General features: G+C 73.0%; 14 protein-coding genes. 5 read left to right on the top strand and 9 right to left on the bottom strand.

Annotated features, from left to right (window positions below; genetic code table 11):
• Window positions 1-18 precede the first annotated feature (18 nt).
• Window positions 19-1,719, top strand: coding sequence for a BCCT family transporter (locus tag BU197_RS27305; protein WP_223182654.1), 1,701 nt, complete (start codon window positions 19-21; stop codon window positions 1,717-1,719).
• A 122-nt stretch (window positions 1,720-1,841) separates the two neighbouring features.
• Here the strand turns inward: BU197_RS27305 and BU197_RS27300 are convergent, their stop codons facing one another.
• From BU197_RS27300 to BU197_RS27275, 6 genes are all read right to left on the bottom strand, one after another.
• Window positions 1,842-2,339, bottom strand: coding sequence for a methylated-DNA--[protein]-cysteine S-methyltransferase (locus tag BU197_RS27300; RefSeq protein ID WP_188270971.1), 498 nt, complete (start codon window positions 2,337-2,339; stop codon window positions 1,842-1,844).
• A 6-nt stretch (window positions 2,340-2,345) separates the two neighbouring features.
• Complete coding sequence (locus BU197_RS27295; protein ID WP_188270970.1) at window positions 2,346-3,950, bottom strand: DNA-3-methyladenine glycosylase 2; 1,605 nt, start codon at window positions 3,948-3,950, stop codon at window positions 2,346-2,348.
• 178 nt (window positions 3,951-4,128) lie between these two features.
• Window positions 4,129-4,833 (bottom strand): DUF4232 domain-containing protein, encoded by a 705-nt coding sequence (locus tag BU197_RS27290; RefSeq protein WP_188270969.1) that lies wholly within the window; start codon window positions 4,831-4,833, stop codon window positions 4,129-4,131.
• Between the two features lie 91 nt (window positions 4,834-4,924).
• Complete coding sequence (locus tag BU197_RS27285; protein WP_188270968.1) at window positions 4,925-5,545, bottom strand: L-threonylcarbamoyladenylate synthase; 621 nt, start codon at window positions 5,543-5,545, stop codon at window positions 4,925-4,927.
• Between the two features lie 4 nt (window positions 5,546-5,549).
• A complete protein-coding gene (locus BU197_RS27280) occupies window positions 5,550-6,968 on the bottom strand; it encodes a phytoene desaturase family protein (RefSeq protein WP_188271014.1) in 1,419 nt (472 codons plus the stop codon).
• 229 nt (window positions 6,969-7,197) lie between these two features.
• Window positions 7,198-8,034: an inositol monophosphatase family protein gene (locus tag BU197_RS27275; RefSeq protein ID WP_188270967.1), complete on the bottom strand. Its 837-nt coding sequence runs from the start codon at window positions 8,032-8,034 to the stop codon at window positions 7,198-7,200.
• 329 nt (window positions 8,035-8,363) lie between these two features.
• Between BU197_RS27275 and BU197_RS27270 the strand changes: the two genes are divergently transcribed.
• The gene (locus BU197_RS27270; protein ID WP_188270966.1) at window positions 8,364-9,428 is read left to right on the top strand and encodes a biotin/lipoate A/B protein ligase family protein; all 1,065 of its coding nucleotides are present in this window, start codon (window positions 8,364-8,366) and stop codon (window positions 9,426-9,428) included.
• Between the two features lie 3 nt (window positions 9,429-9,431).
• Here BU197_RS27270 and ncs1 read toward each other — a convergent pair whose 3' ends face one another.
• A complete protein-coding gene (ncs1, locus tag BU197_RS27265) occupies window positions 9,432-11,102 on the bottom strand; it encodes an NCS1 family nucleobase:cation symporter-1 (RefSeq protein ID WP_223182655.1) in 1,671 nt (556 codons plus the stop codon).
• A 159-nt stretch (window positions 11,103-11,261) separates the two neighbouring features.
• Entirely contained in the window at window positions 11,262-12,512 is a 1,251-nt protein-coding gene (locus BU197_RS27260; protein ID WP_188270965.1) for an oxygenase MpaB family protein, read from the bottom strand.
• 43 nt (window positions 12,513-12,555) lie between these two features.
• Here BU197_RS27260 and BU197_RS27255 point away from each other — a divergent pair, with 43 nt between their 5' ends.
• On the top strand, window positions 12,556-13,152 hold the full coding sequence (locus tag BU197_RS27255) for a TetR/AcrR family transcriptional regulator (protein ID WP_223182656.1): 597 nt from the start codon (window positions 12,556-12,558) through the stop codon (window positions 13,150-13,152).
• Between the two features lie 347 nt (window positions 13,153-13,499).
• Here the strand turns inward: BU197_RS27255 and BU197_RS27250 are convergent, their stop codons facing one another.
• On the bottom strand, window positions 13,500-14,150 hold the full coding sequence (locus tag BU197_RS27250) for a TetR/AcrR family transcriptional regulator (RefSeq protein ID WP_188270964.1): 651 nt from the start codon (window positions 14,148-14,150) through the stop codon (window positions 13,500-13,502).
• A gap of 138 nt (window positions 14,151-14,288) precedes the next feature.
• On the opposite strand from BU197_RS27250, the gene BU197_RS27245 reads away from it, so the two are divergent.
• Both BU197_RS27245 and BU197_RS27240 read left to right on the top strand, forming a co-directional pair.
• Window positions 14,289-15,116 (top strand): SDR family oxidoreductase, encoded by an 828-nt coding sequence (locus BU197_RS27245; RefSeq protein WP_188270963.1) that lies wholly within the window; start codon window positions 14,289-14,291, stop codon window positions 15,114-15,116.
• Window positions 15,117-15,406: 290 nt separating this feature from the next.
• Window positions 15,407-16,492: a PP2C family protein-serine/threonine phosphatase gene (locus BU197_RS27240; RefSeq protein WP_188270962.1), complete on the top strand. Its 1,086-nt coding sequence runs from the start codon at window positions 15,407-15,409 to the stop codon at window positions 16,490-16,492.
• Window positions 16,493-16,557: the final 65 nt, after the last annotated feature.

The following is a 16,557-nucleotide window of genomic DNA, read 5'->3' as shown; positions in this document are numbered from 1 at the left end:
AGACCATAGTGGGGTCGCATGAGTACGGAACCGATCGAACAGGAGCCAAGGGAGCGATACGCGCCCGACGGCAAGGTCATCGCCATCGGGGTGGGGGCCGTCGTCGCGGCCGTCGCCTGGGCGGCCCTGGGCGGTGATTCCTTCGACAGCGCCTCGTCCGCGGCCCTGCGCTGGGTCCTCGCCAACTTCGCCTGGCTGTTCGTGGTGGCCGCCGACACCTTCCTGGTGTTGTGCGTGGTGATCGCGCTGAGCCGCTTCGGCCGGATCAGACTGGGCGCGGACGACTCGGAGCCCGAGTTCACCACGTTGGCCTGGATCGCGATGATGTTCAGCGCGGGCATGGGCATCGGTCTGATGTTCTACGGCGTCGGGGAGCCGCTCACCCACTTCCTGAGCCCTCCCCCGGCCAGCGGGGTCACGGCGGGCACCGGCGACGCGGCCCGGACGGCGTTGGAGTACTCGTTCTTCCACTGGACGCTGACCCCGTGGGCGATCTACGGCGTGGCCGGTCTGGCGCTCGCGTACGCGGGCTTCCGCAAGGGCCGGGGCAACCGGCTGAGTTCCGCGTTCGTTCCGCTGATGGGCGAGCGCCGGGCGCTGTCCTGGCCGGGCAAGGCCATCGACCTGCTCGCGGTCTTCGCGACGGTGTTCGGGACGGCGACGAGTCTGGGGCTCGGTGCCCTCCAGGTCGCCGAGGGGCTGAACCTGACGATGAACGTGGCCAACTCCACGGCCACCCAGCTGGTCGTGATCGTGGCGCTCTCGGCGGCTTTCGTCCTGTCGGCGTTCTCCGGGCTGCACAAGGGCGTCAAGTGGCTCTCCACCATGAACGTCGCCCTGGCCGCCTGTCTGATGCTGTTCGTCTTCCTGCTCGGGCCGACCGTCTACATCCTGGACACCATCCCCGCCTCGGTGGGCGGCTATCTCGACCAGCTGCTGCCGATGGCGAGCCGTACCGGGGCCTTCTCCGACCAGGGCTGGCTGGGCGCGTGGACGATCTTCTACTGGGCGTGGTGGCTGTCCTGGGCGCCCTTCGTCGGCACCTTCATCGCCCGGATCTCGCGCGGCCGGACGATCCGGGAGTTCCTGGTGGGCGTGCTGCTCGTGCCGTCGGGCGCGACGATGGTGTGGTTCTGCGTGATGGGCGGAACGGCGATCCGGCTGGAGTCCACGGGCGCGGCCGATCTGGCGTCGGCGGTGAAGGACGGGGCGGAAGCCTCGCTGTTCGCGATGCTGAAGGCGCTGCCGATCGGCACGGTCACCTCGGTCATCGCGATCATCCTGGTCATGACGTACTTCATCACCAGCGCGGACTCGGCCTCCCTGGTGATGGGGTCGCTGACGAGCCGGGGCTCGCTGAACCCGCCGACCTGGCTGGTGGTGACCTGGGGCGTCCTGATGGCGGCGGTGGCGGCGGTGCTCCTGGTGGCGGGCGGTCTGAACTCGCTCCAGACGGCGACGATCCTGGTGGCGCTGCCGTTCGTGGTGGTGATGCTGGTGCTGTGCTTCGCCCTCGTCAAGGAACTGCGGGAGGACCCGGGAGCGGGCCCGGCACGGCACCACGCCCTGCACGGGCTGCGGGACGCGGTGCGGACGCTGGTCGGGGAGGCGTTGACCGAACAGACCCCGGGCCGCGGGACGGGCCCGGGGCGGCCGGGTCCCGGGCGGGCGGGGCCGGGCCGTACGCCGGAGGACGGACCGCCGAAGAGCGAGGAGTGAGGGGCGGTACGGAGCCCGGCACGGGCAGCGCCCGGGTATCAGGGTCGGCCCTGGTACCCGGGTCGGCCCTGATACCGGGTCGGCCGGGTCGGCTCTGGTACCGGGTCGGCCCTGATGCCGGATCAGAAGAGCGTGTCGTCGCGGCCCGTCTCGAAGGCCAGCAGTCGCTGCTTGCGGTCGAGCCCGCCGCCGTAGCCGGTGAGTCCCCCGCCCGCGCCGATCACCCGATGGCAGGGGACGATCACCCCGACCGGGTTCTTGCCGTTGGCGAGGCCGACGGCCCGGGAGGCGGCGGGGTTGCCCAGGAGCGCGGCGAGTTCCCCGTAGGTACGGGTCTCCCCGTACGGGATGCGGCACAGCTCGGCCCAGACGCGGAGCTGGAACTCGGTGCCGACCAGGTGCAGGGGCAGGTCGAACTCGGTGAGGTCGCCCGCGAAGTAGGCGTCCAGTTGACGGATGGCCTCGGTGAAGGGGCGCGGGTCGGGCTCGCCGAAGGTCTCCTCGGGCGGGCGGTGGCGCTGGCCGGTCATGTGGAGGCGGCTGAGGACGCCGTCGACGGCGACGAGGGTCAGCGGCTCGTACGGGCTGTCGATGACGGTGTGCCGGACGGTGGGGGCCATGGCGGTTCAGGCTCCTTCGGTGGGCAGGAGGTTGATCGGATGGTCGTCGGTCGCCCACAGGTACTGGACGGCGTAGGCGCGCCAGGGGCGCCAGTGGGCCGCGCGGGCGGTGAGGGCGGCCGGGGTGTCGGGGAGGCCGAGGCCTTGGGCGGCGCGGCGGATGCCGAGGTCCCCGGGGAGAAAGGCGTCGGGGTCGCCGAGGGCCCGCATGGCGATGATCTCGGTGGTCCAGGGACCGAAGCCGGGCAGGGCGCGCAGCCGGGCCCGGGTCTCCTCGCGGTCCTCCGCGGGACCGAGGCCGAGGGAGCCGTCCGCGAGGGCCCTGACCAGGGTCAGCAGGGTGGTGCGGCGGCTGCGGGGCAGGGCGAGGGCCTCGGGGTCGAGCGCGGCGAGGGCCTCGGGCCCGGGGAAGAGGTGGGTGAGGCCGCCCTCGGGGTCGTCGACGGGGGTTCCGTACGCGGTGACGAGCCGGGCGGCGTGGGTGCGGGCGGCGGCGGTGGAGACCTGCTGGCCGAGGACGGCCCGTACGGCGAACTCGGCGGGGTCGACGGTGCCGGGCACCCGGCGCCCCGGCGCGGTGTCGACGACGGGGGCGAGCAGCGGATCGGCGCGCAGCCGTTCGTCGACGGCCACGGGGTCGGCGTCGAGGTCGAGGAGTCTGCGGCAGCGGCTGACGGCGTGGGTGAGGTCGCGGGGGTCGGTGAGGGAGAGGCGGCAGGCGATGTGGTCGGGGCGCGGGGCGAGGGCGACGATGCCGTGCCCGTACGGGAGGCTCAGCGTCCGGCGGTAGGCGCCGTCGCGCCACTCCTCGACGCCGGGGACGGCGGTCGCGGCGAGGTGGCCGAAGAGGTTGGAGGGTTCGAGCGGGGCGCGGAAGGGCAGCCGGAGGGAGATCGCGCCTTGGACACCGGCCCGGGAGATCCCGGAGGGGCCTGTGGTTCCGGAGGGGCCTGTGGTTCCGGAGGGGCCTGTGGTTCCGGAGGGGCCTGTGGTTCCGGTGGCCCCGGTGGCCGTGGTGGTTCCACGGGCTCCCGTGGGCGCGGTCGGGCGGGGCGCGCGGGCGCGGAGTTCGCCGGGGGTGAGGGCGAAGACCTCGCGGACGGTGTCGTTGAAGGTGCGGATCGAGGCGAAGCCGGCCGCGAAGGCGATCTCGCCCAGGGGCATGGCGGTGGTCTCGATGAGGGTCCGGGCGGTCTGGGCGCGCTGGGCGCGGGCCAGGGCGAGGGGTCCCGCTCCCAGTTCGGCGAGGAGCTGGCGTTCGATCTGGCGGGTGGACCAGCCGAGCCGCCGGGCGAGTCCGGGGACGCCCTCCCGGTCGACCACACCGTCCTGGATGAGCCGGACGGCGCGGGCGACGGCGTCGGCGCGGACGTTCCACTCGGGCGAGCCGGGGGTGGTGTCGGGGCGGCACCGCTTGCAGGCACGGAATCCGGCCCGCTGGCAGGAGGCGGAGCTGGGGTGGAACTCCATGTTCTCGGGCTTGGGCGGGACGACCGGGCAGCTGGGGCGGCAGTAGATCCGGGTGGTCCGGACGGCGGTGAAGAACACGCCGTCGAACCGGGCGTCCTTGGACTGGACGGCCCGGACGCAGCGCTCGGTGTCGGTGTGCATGGGTCAAGCATCGGCGACGGGCGGCGCCGGGGCTGGCGGAAAAACGACATGGGCGTCCGCCTCCGGGGCGGAGGGCCGACCGGAGGCGGAGACCGGGGACGGCCGGGGACCACCAGGGCGGACGCCGGGGTGACGGGGCGGACGCCGGGGTGATCGAGGGGGCCTCGGGGCCGCCGGGTCAGTTCCCGCCGACGGGGCCGACGTACGAGCCGGGGTGGGTGGCTCCGTCCTGGAGCAGAACCGAGGAGAAGTCCCAGGTCAGCTTGGTGGGGTGGGTCTCTCCCGGCGGGGTGACGACGAGGCTCCCGGGGGTGAGTTCGGCGCCCTCGCCGCCGTACGACTGGTAGGTGATGGTGAAGGTGGTGCGGGCGCCGGGCTTGAGGGTGACGAGTCCGGGCTTCTGGGAGGTCTGGCGGGGCAGGGACCAGGTGGTGGCGCCGACGAGGTCGACGCCCGGATAACCCTTGAGGGTGCAGGGCGCGCTGCCCTTGTTGACGAGCCGGACGATGACCGCGCCTTCCTCGCCGACCGACTGGGCGCCGCTGCCGGGCGCGATCTCGAAGCCGAGCCCCGCGGTGCGGCAGGGCCCGGTGGCTCCGCTGACGGCGGCGTCGGGGCCGGGGTCACCGGACGGGGTGCCGCCCGCCGTGGGGGTGCCGGACGGCGCCTCGGCGGACGGTGCGGTGGCGGACGGCGCCTCGGCGGACGGCTCGGTGGTCGCCGACCCGGTGGCCGAGGGCGCCGTGGCCGAAGGCGTGTCGGAGACGGTCGAGGTGCCGCTCGCCGAACCGGTCGTCGTGGGGCCGGAGCAGCCCGTCAAGGCAAGCCCGCACGCCAGTGCGACGGCGGACAGGGCGGGTACGTGCGGGCGGCGCATGGTCATGAAAGGGAACTCCCCCGTTGTCGTGCCGTGCCTCGCTCGGACGGCAGACGATCACCTGGCGGTACGCGGTCGGGCGTACCGGCGCTCCCTGCTATTCGAACCGCGTGGTGTCTCCGGCCCCGCGGCGCAGAATCTCGGGCTCGCCACTGGAGAAGTCGACGACGGTGGTGGGTTCGGTTCCACAATCGCCGGAGTCGAGTACGGCGTCCACCTGATGGTCGAGCCGTTCCTTGATCTCCCAGCCCTGGGTGAGCGGTTCCGCCTCGTCGGGCAGGAGCAGGGTGCTGGAGAGCAGCGGTTCGCCGAGTTCGGCGAGGAGTGCCTGCGTGACGACATGGTCGGGGATGCGGACGCCGACGGTCTTCTTCTTGGGGTGCAGGAGCTGGCGGGGCACCTCCTTCGTCGCGGGCAGGATGAAGGTGTAGGGGCCCGGGGTGGCCGCCTTGACCGCGCGGAAGACGTCGTTGTCGATCTGGACGAGCTGGCCCAGCTGGGCGAAGTTCTGGCACATCAGCGTGAAGTGGTGCCGGTCGTCGAGGTGCCGGATGGTGCGGATGCGGCTGATGCCGTCCCGGCTGCCGAGGCGGCTGCCGAGCGCGTAGCAGGAGTCCGTCGGGTACGCGACGAGCGCTCCGTTCCTGATGCTGTCTGCCACCGTGCCGATGGTGCGCGGCTGGGGGTTCTCGGGGTGCACGTCGAAGTACTTGGCCATGGCCTCAGTCTATTTTCCGCAGGCGGCGCCAGACCGCCTTGGCCGCGTTGTGCCCGGACATGCCGTGTACGCCGGGCCCTGGCGGAGTGGCGGCGGAGCAGAGGAAGACCGCCGGGTGCGGGGTGGCGTAGGGGCGGACGGAGAGGGTGGGGCGCAGCAGGAGCTGGAGTCCCCGGGCGGCGCCGCAGGCGATGTCGCCGCCGATGTAGTTGGCGTTGTGGGCGGCGAGCTGGGGCGGTCCGGCGGTGGCGCGGGCGAGGACGCGGTCGCGGAAGCCGGGGGCGAAGCGCTCGATCTGGCGCTCGATGGCCTCGGTGAGGTCTCCGGTCCAGCCGTTGGGGACATGCCCGTACGCCCAGAAGACGTGCTTGCCCTCGGGGGCGCGGGAGGGGTCGACGAGGCTGGGCTGCGCGGTGATGAGGAAGGGGGTGTCGGGGGCGGTGCCGGAGGATGCCTGGCGCAGGGCGGTGCCGATCTCTCCGGCGGTGGGGCCGATCTGGACGGTTCCGGCGCGGCGGGCTTCCGCCGAGGTCCACGGCACGGGGCCGTCCAGGGCGTAATCGATCTTGAAGGCGGCGGCGCCGTAGCGGTAGTGGTCGTAGTGGCCGCCGAACCCTGCGATCCTGGCGAGGGCCCTCGGCGAGGTGTCGAAGACGTAGGCGCGGGCCGGGGGCAGGTCGTCGAGCCGTTTGACCTCGAAGTCGGTGTGCACGGCGCCGCCGAGGTCCTTGAGGTATCCGGCGAGGGCGTCGGAGATCGACTGGGAGCCGCCCCGGGGCAGGGGCCAGCCGGCGGCGTGGGCGGCGAGGGCGAAGACCAGGCCGACGGCGCCCGTGGCGAAGCCGTCGAGCGGGGCGATGACATGGCCGACGAGACCGGCGAAGAGGGCGCGGGCCTTCTCGTCGTGGAAGCGGCGCATCAGCCAGGTGGCGGGCGGCAGCCCGGTGAGCCCGAAGCGGGCGAGGGTGACGGGGTCGCGGGGCAGGGCCGTGAGCGGCAGCTGCATGAAGTCCCGGGCGAGGGTGTCCCACTTGCCGAGGTAGGGGGTGACGAGTCTGCGGTACGCGCCGGCGTCGCGCGGCCCGAAGGAGGCGGCGGTCTCGGCGACGGAGCGGGAGAGGACGGCGGCGGTCCCGTCGTCCCAGGGGTGGGCCATGGGCAGTTCGGGGTGGAGCCAGTGGAGTCCGTACCGCTCCAGCGGCATCGTCCGGAAGACGGGTGAGCCGATGCCGAGCGGGTGCACGGCGGAGCAGGGGTCGTGCCGGAAGCCGGGGAGGGTGAGTTCCTCGGTCCTGGCACCGCCGCCGATGGTGGACTTCGCCTCGAAGACGGCCACGGAGTGGCCTCGGCGGGCGAGTTCGACGGCGGCGGTCAGCCCGTTCGGCCCCGCTCCCACGACGACGGCATCGAGCATGGACGTCACCTTCGGCACCTTCGGGCTCCTTCGTCAGCCGATGGCCATGGCTCCCAGGATAGGCCGGTGGGCGCGTCCTTCCCTGAGCGCCCCGGCCCGGAGCACCCCGACTCTGGGCACCCCGGTCCGGAGGCCCGGCTCAGGGCACCCCGGTCCGGAGGCCCGGCTCAGGGCACCCCGGTCCGGAGGCCCGGCTCAGGGCGCCCCGGTCCGGGGGCCCGACCGGGAGCGACCCGGCTCAGAGCGTCCCGAGGAGGGCTCGTATCCGCTCGGCGGTGGCCGTGTCCCGGGCGGCCGTGAACGGCAGGGCGTTCCCCCCGGTGACGCGGAACGGCTCGCCCGCGACCGTGGTGTGCGCGCCGCCCGCCTCGGTGACGAGGAGGAGTCCGGCCGCGTGGTCCCAGGCGTACTCCCAGGAGAAGGCGGTGGCGTCGAGCGCGCCGCGCGCCACGGCCAGGTACTCCAGTCCCGCCGAGCCGCAGGGGCGGGGGCTCACTCCCTCGGCGACCAGGCCGAGCAGGGCCCGCTTCTGTTCGGGGGTGGTGTAGTCGGGGTGGGAGGTGGCGACTTCCAGGGTGGCGCCGGGAGCGGGCGAACCGGAGCGCAGCGGCTGTCCGTTGAGCGTGGCGCCCCGGCCCCGGACGGCGACGGCGCACTCTTCGAGGGCGGGGGCGTAGGTCCAGGAGGCGATCAGCTCGCCGTGCCGGGCGAGGGCCACGAGGGTGCAGAATCCGGGGTCGCCGTGGACGAACTGCCGGGTGCCGTCGACGGGGTCGACGATCCACACGGGGGCGTCGCCGCGCAGCGCCTCGTAGACGGCGGGGTCGGCGTGTACCGCTTCCTCGCCGACGACCACGGAGCCGGGCAGCAGCGCGGTCAGGGCGGTGGTGAGGTGGGCCTCGGCGGCCCGGTCGGCGACGGTGACCAGGTCGTGCGGTCCGTTCTTCTCGACGATCTCCTCCGCGGCGAGCTGCCGGAAACGCGGCATGATCTCGGCGGCGGCCGCCTCGCGGACAGCCTCCTCGACCTCGGCGACGGGAACGTCCAGGACGTACTCGGGGAACTCATCGATCATGCCCCCAGCTAAGCACGGAGGTCTGACAACCGGACCGTTGCATTCGTCACCCTCCGTTTCCCCGGGCAGTACCTTTGGGACGAGTTCACCCTTTACCGGCGGGACGGTTCCGTACGGGCCGGTGTTCCGCGTCACGGTCCACGGCCTCCCGGCGCGGGCCACGTCACCGTCCACGGCCTCCCCGCGTCCGCCCGCGTCGACGGGCCTCTCGGCTCCGGGTCGGCCTGCGCCGGAGTACTAGAGTGCGATGCAGAGAACGCGCAGGTCTGTCCGGGGCCGAGGGCCGCGAGGTCCCGGATCCCGGCCACACGCCGGAAGGGAACGAAACGGTGCACGGTGAGTACAAGGCGCCCGGCGGCAAGCTCGTCGTCGTGGATCTGGACGTGGAGGACGGCGTCCTGCGGAACGTACGGGTCGCCGGGGACTTCTTCCTGGAGCCCGACGAGGCGATCCTCGCGATCAACGGCGCTCTGGAAGGCGCCCCCTCCGCCACGGACGCGACGGGTCTCGCGGCCCGGATCACGGCGGCCCTGCCCGAGTCGACCGTCATGTTCGGGCTGACCGCGGAAGGCGTCGGCATCGCCGTCCGGCGGGCCCTGGCCCACGCGACCGAGTGGAGCGACTACGACTGGCAGCTGGTGCACGCGGGCCCTCAGGCCCCCGCCCTGCACATGGCGCTCGACGAGGTCCTCACCGCCGAGGTGGCCGCCGGACGGCGGGCGCCCACTCTCCGGGTCTGGGAGTGGGCCTCCCCCGCCGTGGTCATCGGCAGCTTCCAGTCGCTGCGCAACGAGGTGGACCCCGAGGGGGCCGCCCGGCACGGGATGACCGTGGTGCGCCGCATCTCCGGCGGCGGGGCCATGTTCGTGGAGCCCATGAGCACGATCACCTACTCCCTCTCCGTACCGGAGTCCCTGGTCTCGGGCCTGTCCTTCGCCGACAGTTACGCCTATCTGGACGACTGGGTCCTGGGCGCGCTCGGCGACATGGGGATCAAGGCGTGGTACCAGCCGCTCAACGACATCGCGACCGAGGCCGGGAAGATCGCGGGCGCGGCGCAGAAGCGGGTGGTCGGCACGGACGGCGGGCCCGGGGCGGTCCTGCACCACGTGACCATGTCGTACGACATCGACGCCGACAAGATGCTGGAAGTGCTGCGCATCGGCCGGGAGAAGATGTCCGACAAGGGCACCAGGAGCGCCAAGAAGCGGGTGGACCCGCTGCGTCGGCAGACCGGACTCGCCCGGGAGCAGGTGATCGAGAACATGATCGCCTCCTTCCACGACCGTTACGGGCTGACCACCGGGGACGTCACGGCGGAGGAACTGGCCCGCGCCGAGGAGCTGGTGCGGACGAAGTTCGCCACCGAGGAGTGGACCGCCCGGGTCCCGTAGTGGTCACCGGGGCCCTCGGGCGTGCGGGGCGCGCCGCATGAGCAGGGTGTAGAGGAGCAGGGAGGCGGCCATCCCCACGGCCCAGCCGTAGTCGGCGAGCGGCTTGAGGAAGGGGATGAGCCCGTCCTCGGGGAAGGGTCCGGTGCCCGGTGCCGAGTGGGAGCCGCCCACCGCGAGGACCCCGCCGGCCAGGAAGGCGAGGACCGCCACCGGGTTCCAGCCGCCCCGGTACCAGTAGGGTCCGTCGGCCCGGTAGAGGCCCTCCAGGTCGAGGACGGTCCGGCGGACGAGCCAGTAGTCGGCGATGAGGATGCCGGCCACCGTGCCGAGCAGTCCGCCGACGAGCCCGAGCCAGGTGAAGATGTACAGCTCGGGGGTGGCGGTCAGCTTCCACGGCATGATGAGCACGCCGACGACCCCGGTGATCAGCGCGCCGGTGCGGAAGCCGATCAGCCGGGGGGCGAGATGGGCGAGGTCGTACGCCGGGGAGACGACGTTGGCGGCGAGGTTCACCGACAGGGTCGCGACCAGTACGGTCACCAGGGCGAAGACCAGCCCGAAGACGTTGTCCGTACGGGCGGCGAGCGCCACCGGGTCCCAGACGGGAGCCCCGTACACGGCCTGCGACCCTGAGGTGACGAGCACCGAGAGCAGCGCGAAGAGCGTCATGGTGGTGGGCAGTCCGAGGGCCTGACCGAGGGCCTGGGAGCGCTGGCCCGCGCCGAAGCGGGTGAAGTCGGGGATGTTGAGGCTGAGCGTCGCCCAGAAGGCGATCATCCCCATGAGGGCGGGGAAGAAGACCGGCCAGAAGTCGGCGCCCCAGCCCAGCCTGGACGGTTGGCCGAGCAACGGCCCGAGGCCGCCCGCCTTGACGGCGACCCAGGCGAGCAGGACGAGCGCGCCGACGATGACGAAGGGCGCGGCCCAGTTCTCGAAGCGGCGCAGGGCCTCCATGCCCTGGTGGATGACGGCGAGTTCGAGGCCCCAGAAGAGGACGAAGCAGAGCCAGAGCGTCCAGGGCTCGCCTCCGATCACCTCCGCGTTCGCCCAGCCGCCGCCGAACGCCTTGTCCAGCAGGATGAAGACGCCCTGGCCGCCGATCCAGGTCTGGATGCCGAACCAGGCGCAGGCGACACCCGCGCGGACGAGCGCGGGCAGGTTCGCCCCGCGCAGCCCGAAGGAGGCACGGGCGAGGACCGGGAAGGGGATGCCGTACTTGGGCCCGGCGTGCCCGGTGAGCAGCATCGGCAGCAGGACGAGGACATTGGCGAGGGCGATGGTGAGCACCGCCTGCCGCCAGTCCATGCCGAGCGCGACGAGACCGGAGGCGAGCATCCAGGAGGGGATGTTGTGGGCCATGCCGACCCAGAGGGCGGCGAAGTTGTACGTGGTCCAGCGCCGCCCGGCCACGGGCACGGGAAGCAGATCGTCGTTGACGAAACGGGAATCGGCGGGAAGCACACCGGGCCCGAACTCGACGCGCCCGCCGGGGGAGGCGGGGCGGTCGGGGAAGGCGGGCGGTCTGCCGGGGAAGGCGGGCGGTCTGCCGGGGAAGGCGGGGCCGCCAGGGAAGGCGGGCTCGGCGGGGAAGGCGGGCGGTCTGTCCGAGGAGGCGGGCGGTCTGTCCGGGAAGGCGGGTCCGTCGGTTCTTTCCGGGGGAACGGTGTCGGCCATGCGGGGAACCCTTCGCTCGACGGAGTGACGGAACGAGGCCCTGGCGGGTCCGGGGCGGGTTCCTACCCGTGGGGGACGGGGACGGAACCCTCGGCGGTCGCGGGGGCGCGGCGCCCCGCCCCCCTACCTCGCCTCCGGCAACCGCGCCACCCCGCTCCCTCACCCCACTTCCGGCAACCCCGCCACCCCCGCCGGGCCGTCGGGGAACAGGGCTGCCAGGTGGCGGTCCTGGGCGCGGGCGCCCTGGGCTTCGAGGCGGGCGCGGGCGCCGGGGAGGGTGCCGAGGAGGCGGTAGCGGAGGGTGTTGCCGGTGAGGGAGAGGGCCAGGGCCCAGGGGACGCGGGGGCGCAGGCCCAGGTCGCGCATGCCGGTGAGGCCCAGGAAGGCGGTGAGGAGGCTCATCTGGCGTGCGTACTCGTAGCGTTGGTGGAGGCGTTCGACGGTGGGGTTCGGGTGGCCGTGGTTCAGTCGGCCCTGGGCGTCCATGGTCAGCCGGGCGAGGTCCCGGCCGGCCTGGGTCTGCCCGGGGGCGGACAGCAGGATGTGGTAGTTCCAGCGGTGCCGGACGTCCTCGTCGTCGGTGAGCCACTCCGGGGCGACGCCCATCAGTTGACCGACGTACCGCCACAGATGCATGAAGTCGTCCCGCTGCCGGCGGGTCAGCCGGACGCCGAGTCCCAGACAGCCGACGATCACGGTCGCGTCGAAGAGGCCGAGCGTGGCCGCCTGGTCGGCCTGGTTGACGGGGAGGCCCCAGCGGGCGCTGTCCCAGCCGGGCGCGAAGCGGGTGTTCACCAGGGCGTGCATGATCCGTACGTGGACGGTGAGCCGCCAGCCCTCGGCGCCCGGCCGCAGACCGCCGGGACGGGTGACGGCGTGCGACCACTTGGTCGTCTCGGCGAGGCGACGCAGGGTCCGCGCCCCGCCCATGCCTCCGGTGCGGACCAGCAGGTCGGCCGGTCCGCCGAAGCGGTAGCCGCCGACGAGGGAGAGGAGGCCGAGGACGTCGCCGCTGTTGCGGCCCAGGGAGCGGAACACCGCGGCGCCGCGTTCGATCCGGTCCCAGTCGACCCAGTCGGGGACGTTGGTCGCATGGTCGAGTAACGCCCTTAACCTGGGCGGAAGTTGGGGGGAGAGGTCGGGGGCGGCGTGCAGGGCCCTGCCGATCTCGGCGTGGGTGACCCGGGCGGGGTCCCCTACGGGCAGGCTCATCGCCTCGGCGAGGGCCGCGCCGAGTTCGTCACGCTGGAGGAGACTCGCCCCCAGCCGTTCCATGAGGGTGTCGTCGACCTCCTTGCCGATGTCGGTGAAGAGGAAGATCGGACGGGCGATCCTGCGGCCGCGCCGCTCGGCTTCGCGGAAGCGGCTCGGGAAGGGGCCCGCGGCACGTATCTCGCTGCTCTGCGTCATCGCACCGTTGTAATGCGAATAATCATTCGCATACAATTCGCGTATGCGTAAGACGCCCCGTCAGGAGCGGTCGCGGGAGATGGTCGAGAGGATCGTCGACGCGGGGCGCATGGTCCTGGCGCGTGATGGTTACGCGCGGTTCGCGACCACTCGGGTCGCCGACGCGGCCGGTATCAGCCCGGGTTCCCTCTACCAGTACTTCCGGAACAAGGAAGAACTCCTCACCGTGCTCATGGAGCGGTTCTGGGCGGAGGCCGGGGACCGGGTGGCCGCCTCGCTCGCCGACCGGCTGGCCGATCCGCCCGAGCGGCTCGTGCACAACGCGGTCGAGGCGCTGCTTTCCGCCCTTGAGCAGGACTCGCGACTCCTTCGCGTCGTGGTCGAGGAAGTGCCGCCGAGCTATCACGAGCGGCATGTTCACCATCTCCGGCGCCGCATCCACGATCTGGGGTCCGCGTATCTCGCGGGGCGCGTTCCGGAGACGGGGAACGGCGCCACCCGCGCCTGGGTACTGGTCGCCGCGATGGAGGCGCTCAGCGTCCGCTGGATCCTGGACCGGCCGGCCATCCGGCGCGAGGAACTGGTCGAGGAGCTGACGGCGCTGGTGAGTCCCTATGTGTTCCGTACGGGGACGGAGTGACGGGCGGGTTCCGCCGGGTGGGTTCGGCGGGCGGGTTCCGCCGGGTGGGTTTGGCGGCTCAGGCGACGAACCCCTGGCGGACCGCGAGGGCCGCGTGTCGTCGGTGCGCCGTCCGGAGGTGTGGCGGGGCGCGGCGGCGCGGACGCGTCCGACGAGGCATCGGGGCTCGGAGAGTCCGGGGTCGGCATGCAACGTGACGGCCGGGCAGCGGACGTGTCCGGGGCCGAAGGCGAGTGGGGCCGACGGCGTCCGGGGCCGACGGCGAGCGGGGCGAGATGGTCGCGGTCGACCCGTTCCACCGCACTGACCACGGGCCCTCGGCGCCTACACCCACGGGCCCGCGCCGCTCAGCCCTCGACCGTCCCCGTGGCGAGTCCCGCCGTGAGGAAGGCGATCACCGTGGCGGTCGCGGGGAAGGCGGGCACGCTCCCGCCGGGGGTGTCCGGCGCCAGCGGGCGGCCGTAGATCGTCAGCAGGGTGGTGAAGACGAGGCGCCAGCGGTCGGCGACCTCCTGGACGCCGAGGTCGGGCAGGGCCCGGCCGAGAACGACCTCGAAGGGCGCGGTGCCGGACCACTGGGAGCCGGCCAGCGGGCGGTCGGCTCCCAGCAGGGTCTGGGCGAGCAGCCTGCACAGCATGCGCCCCCGGTCGGTCCGTACGAGTTCGTCGAAGGGCCCGACGGCGGCGGTGACCAGCGCGTCCACCTGCTGAAGCGGGGTGGCGTCACGGTCCGGGCGACCGGTGGCGCGCTTGAGGCGCTCCTCCCACAGCGGGAACAGCTCACGCTCAAGCAGGGCGCCGACCAGACCTTCCCTGGAACCGAAGTGATAGTGCACGGCTCCCGGGTTCAGTCCCGCCTCCGCGTTGACGGCGCGCACGGAGACCTGGTCGACGCCCCGCCGGAGGAAGAGACGCTCGGCGGCGTCGAGCAGGCGGTCACGGGTCGAGCCCTGCCCGTCGGACGGCGGGGGCGGGGTGGGATCAGGTCCATCCGGCATGGACATATTGGAACACAAACGAATAACTCAGCGTTCAATCAGTGATTGAATAATGTCGGGACGCCGAGGGGGATCGTCGTCCCGTCTACTCCGCACCATGCGCCGGACCGGCGCACCCCACCACAGGAGGCCCACACCATGGGTACCTACGCAGTCACCGGATCCGCCTCGGGAATGGGCGCGGCCACCGCCGCCGTCCTGCGCGAGGCCGGACATTCCGTCATCGGGGTCGATCTCCGTGACGCCGACGTCATCGCCGACCTGGGCAGCCCCGAAGGGCGCGCGGCGGCGGTCGCCGCCGTCACCGAGGCGTCCGGTGGAGTCCTGGACGGCGTGGCCGCCGTCGCGGGCGTCGGCCCCTCGATGAAGGACGCCGGAGCGGTCGTGTCGATCAACTACTTCGGCCCGGCGGCCCTGCTCGACGGACTGCGCCCGGCCCTCGCCCGCGCCGAGGCCGGTCGTGCGGTGGTGATCGGCTCCAACTCCTCCACCACCGTCCCGATGATCGACCAGACCCTGGTGGACCTGCTCCTGGCAGGCGACGAGGCGGCCGCCCGCGAGCACGCCCGCGAGGCCCAGAAGGCGACCCCCGCCCAGCTGGCCGAGCAGTCCCCGACCATCTCGGCGTACGCCACCTCGAAGTTCGCGCTGGCCCGCTGGATGCGCCGTACCGCCGTCACCCCGGAGTGGGCCAGGGAGGGCGTACTGCTCAACGCGATCGCCCCGGGCGCGGTGGTCACCCCGCTGATGCTCGGCTCCACGGGCCGCACCGAGGACCTGGACGCCGACGACTTCCCCACGCCGATGCCGCTGGGCACCTTCGGCACGGCGGACGACATCGCCTTCTGGGTCCACCAGTTCCTCCGCCCCGAGGCGCGTTTCACCACCGGCGCGACCCTGTTCGTGGACGGCGGCACCGACGCGGCCATGCGACCGGACGCGCAGCCCACGGCCATGACCTACTGACCGACGCGCCCCACACGCCCCACACGCCCTACCCGTTTCCTCAGCCTGCGAGCCCGCTCCCCCGGGCCCGCAGGCCCGGGGCGTGACCAAGCCAGGCCCGGGGCGCGGCCGACAGGCCCCGGGCGTGGTCCGGGCGACCACCCACAAGGAACTGCCCCCCGCCCAGCCAAGCACCGTTTTATTCCGTTTTGAGTACGCTTGCCTGGGACAAACGAGGATCTCCCCGCGCACGGGCGGCTCCGACGCCCCGCCCGCGCGACCCGGGAAGAACGGCACAGGGCAGGAGGAAGATGTCCCGGCGCACTCTCTCGCGATCGGAGACGGTCAACGCGATCGGCCGGACGCTGCCCTTCCTGATCATCGTCGTCTCCGTCGCCCTCGACGTCACCACCCCCGACCAGGCCCGCTTCGACCGCTTCCTCTTCGCCGCCCCGGCCCTCGCCGCGGTCGCCTGGGGCCCGATGGCGACCCTCGGCATCGGCCTGCTCTCCATGGTGGCCGCGTACGCCCTGATCGCCGACCGGACGGGCTTCGGGCTCTCCGCCATCCCCACCACCCTCCTCTCCCTGCTCCTGGTGACCCTGGTGTCCGCCTGGTCCAGCAGCCTGCGCCGGCGCCGCGAACACCAGCTCCAGCAGGTCGGCGCCATCGCCGAGGCCACCCAGCGCGCCCTGCTGCGCCCGATGCCCTCCCGGCTCGCCCATGTCGACCTCCATCTGCTGTACGAGGCCTCCGCACAAGGAGCCCGAGTGGGCGGCGACTTCTACAAGGCGCTCCCCGCCCACGACGGCGTCCGGCTCATCGTGGGGGACGTCCAGGGCAAGGGGCTGGGCGCGGTGGAAGCCGCGTCGCTCCTGCTCAGCTCCTTCCGCGAGTCCGCGTACACGGCCGACGGCCTCGGCGAGATCGCCCGCCGCCTCGACACCACCATGCGGCGCTACGCCGAGCTGCGCCCCGAGTCCGAGGCCGCCGACCGGTTCGCCACCGTGCTTCTCGTCGAACTCCCCACGGACGAGCCGGTCGCCCGGATCCTCAGCTGCGGCCATCCGGCTCCGCTCGTCCAGCACGGCGGGACCGTCGCCGCCGTACCGATCCCCTCCCCCGCCTTCCCGGTGAATCTGGCCGGGATCGAGAACGACGTGTTCGAGATCGTCGAGGTCCCCTTCGGCCCCGGCGACCGGCTGCTCCTCTTCACCGACGGGGTCAGCGAGACCCGGGACGCGACCGGGAACTTCTACCCCCTGGAGAATCGGATCGCCTCCTGGCGGTTCCGCCCCGCCGACCGGGTCCTGCCCCTCCTCCACGCCGACCTCGCGCGCTTCGCCGTCCGGGGGCTGGCCGACGACACCACGGCGATCCTGGCCGTACGGCACTGAGCCGGTCGCCCAAGCGGTACGGTCCGCGATCCCGGCCGTACGGCACCGAGCCGGTCCCGACGCGG

Source organism: Streptomyces sp. CBMA291 (assembly GCF_014596525.1).
In the GTDB taxonomy this organism is placed as follows: Bacteria; Actinomycetota; Actinomycetes; order Streptomycetales; family Streptomycetaceae; genus Streptomyces.
This window is presented reverse-complemented; position numbering and strand designations above follow the sequence as displayed.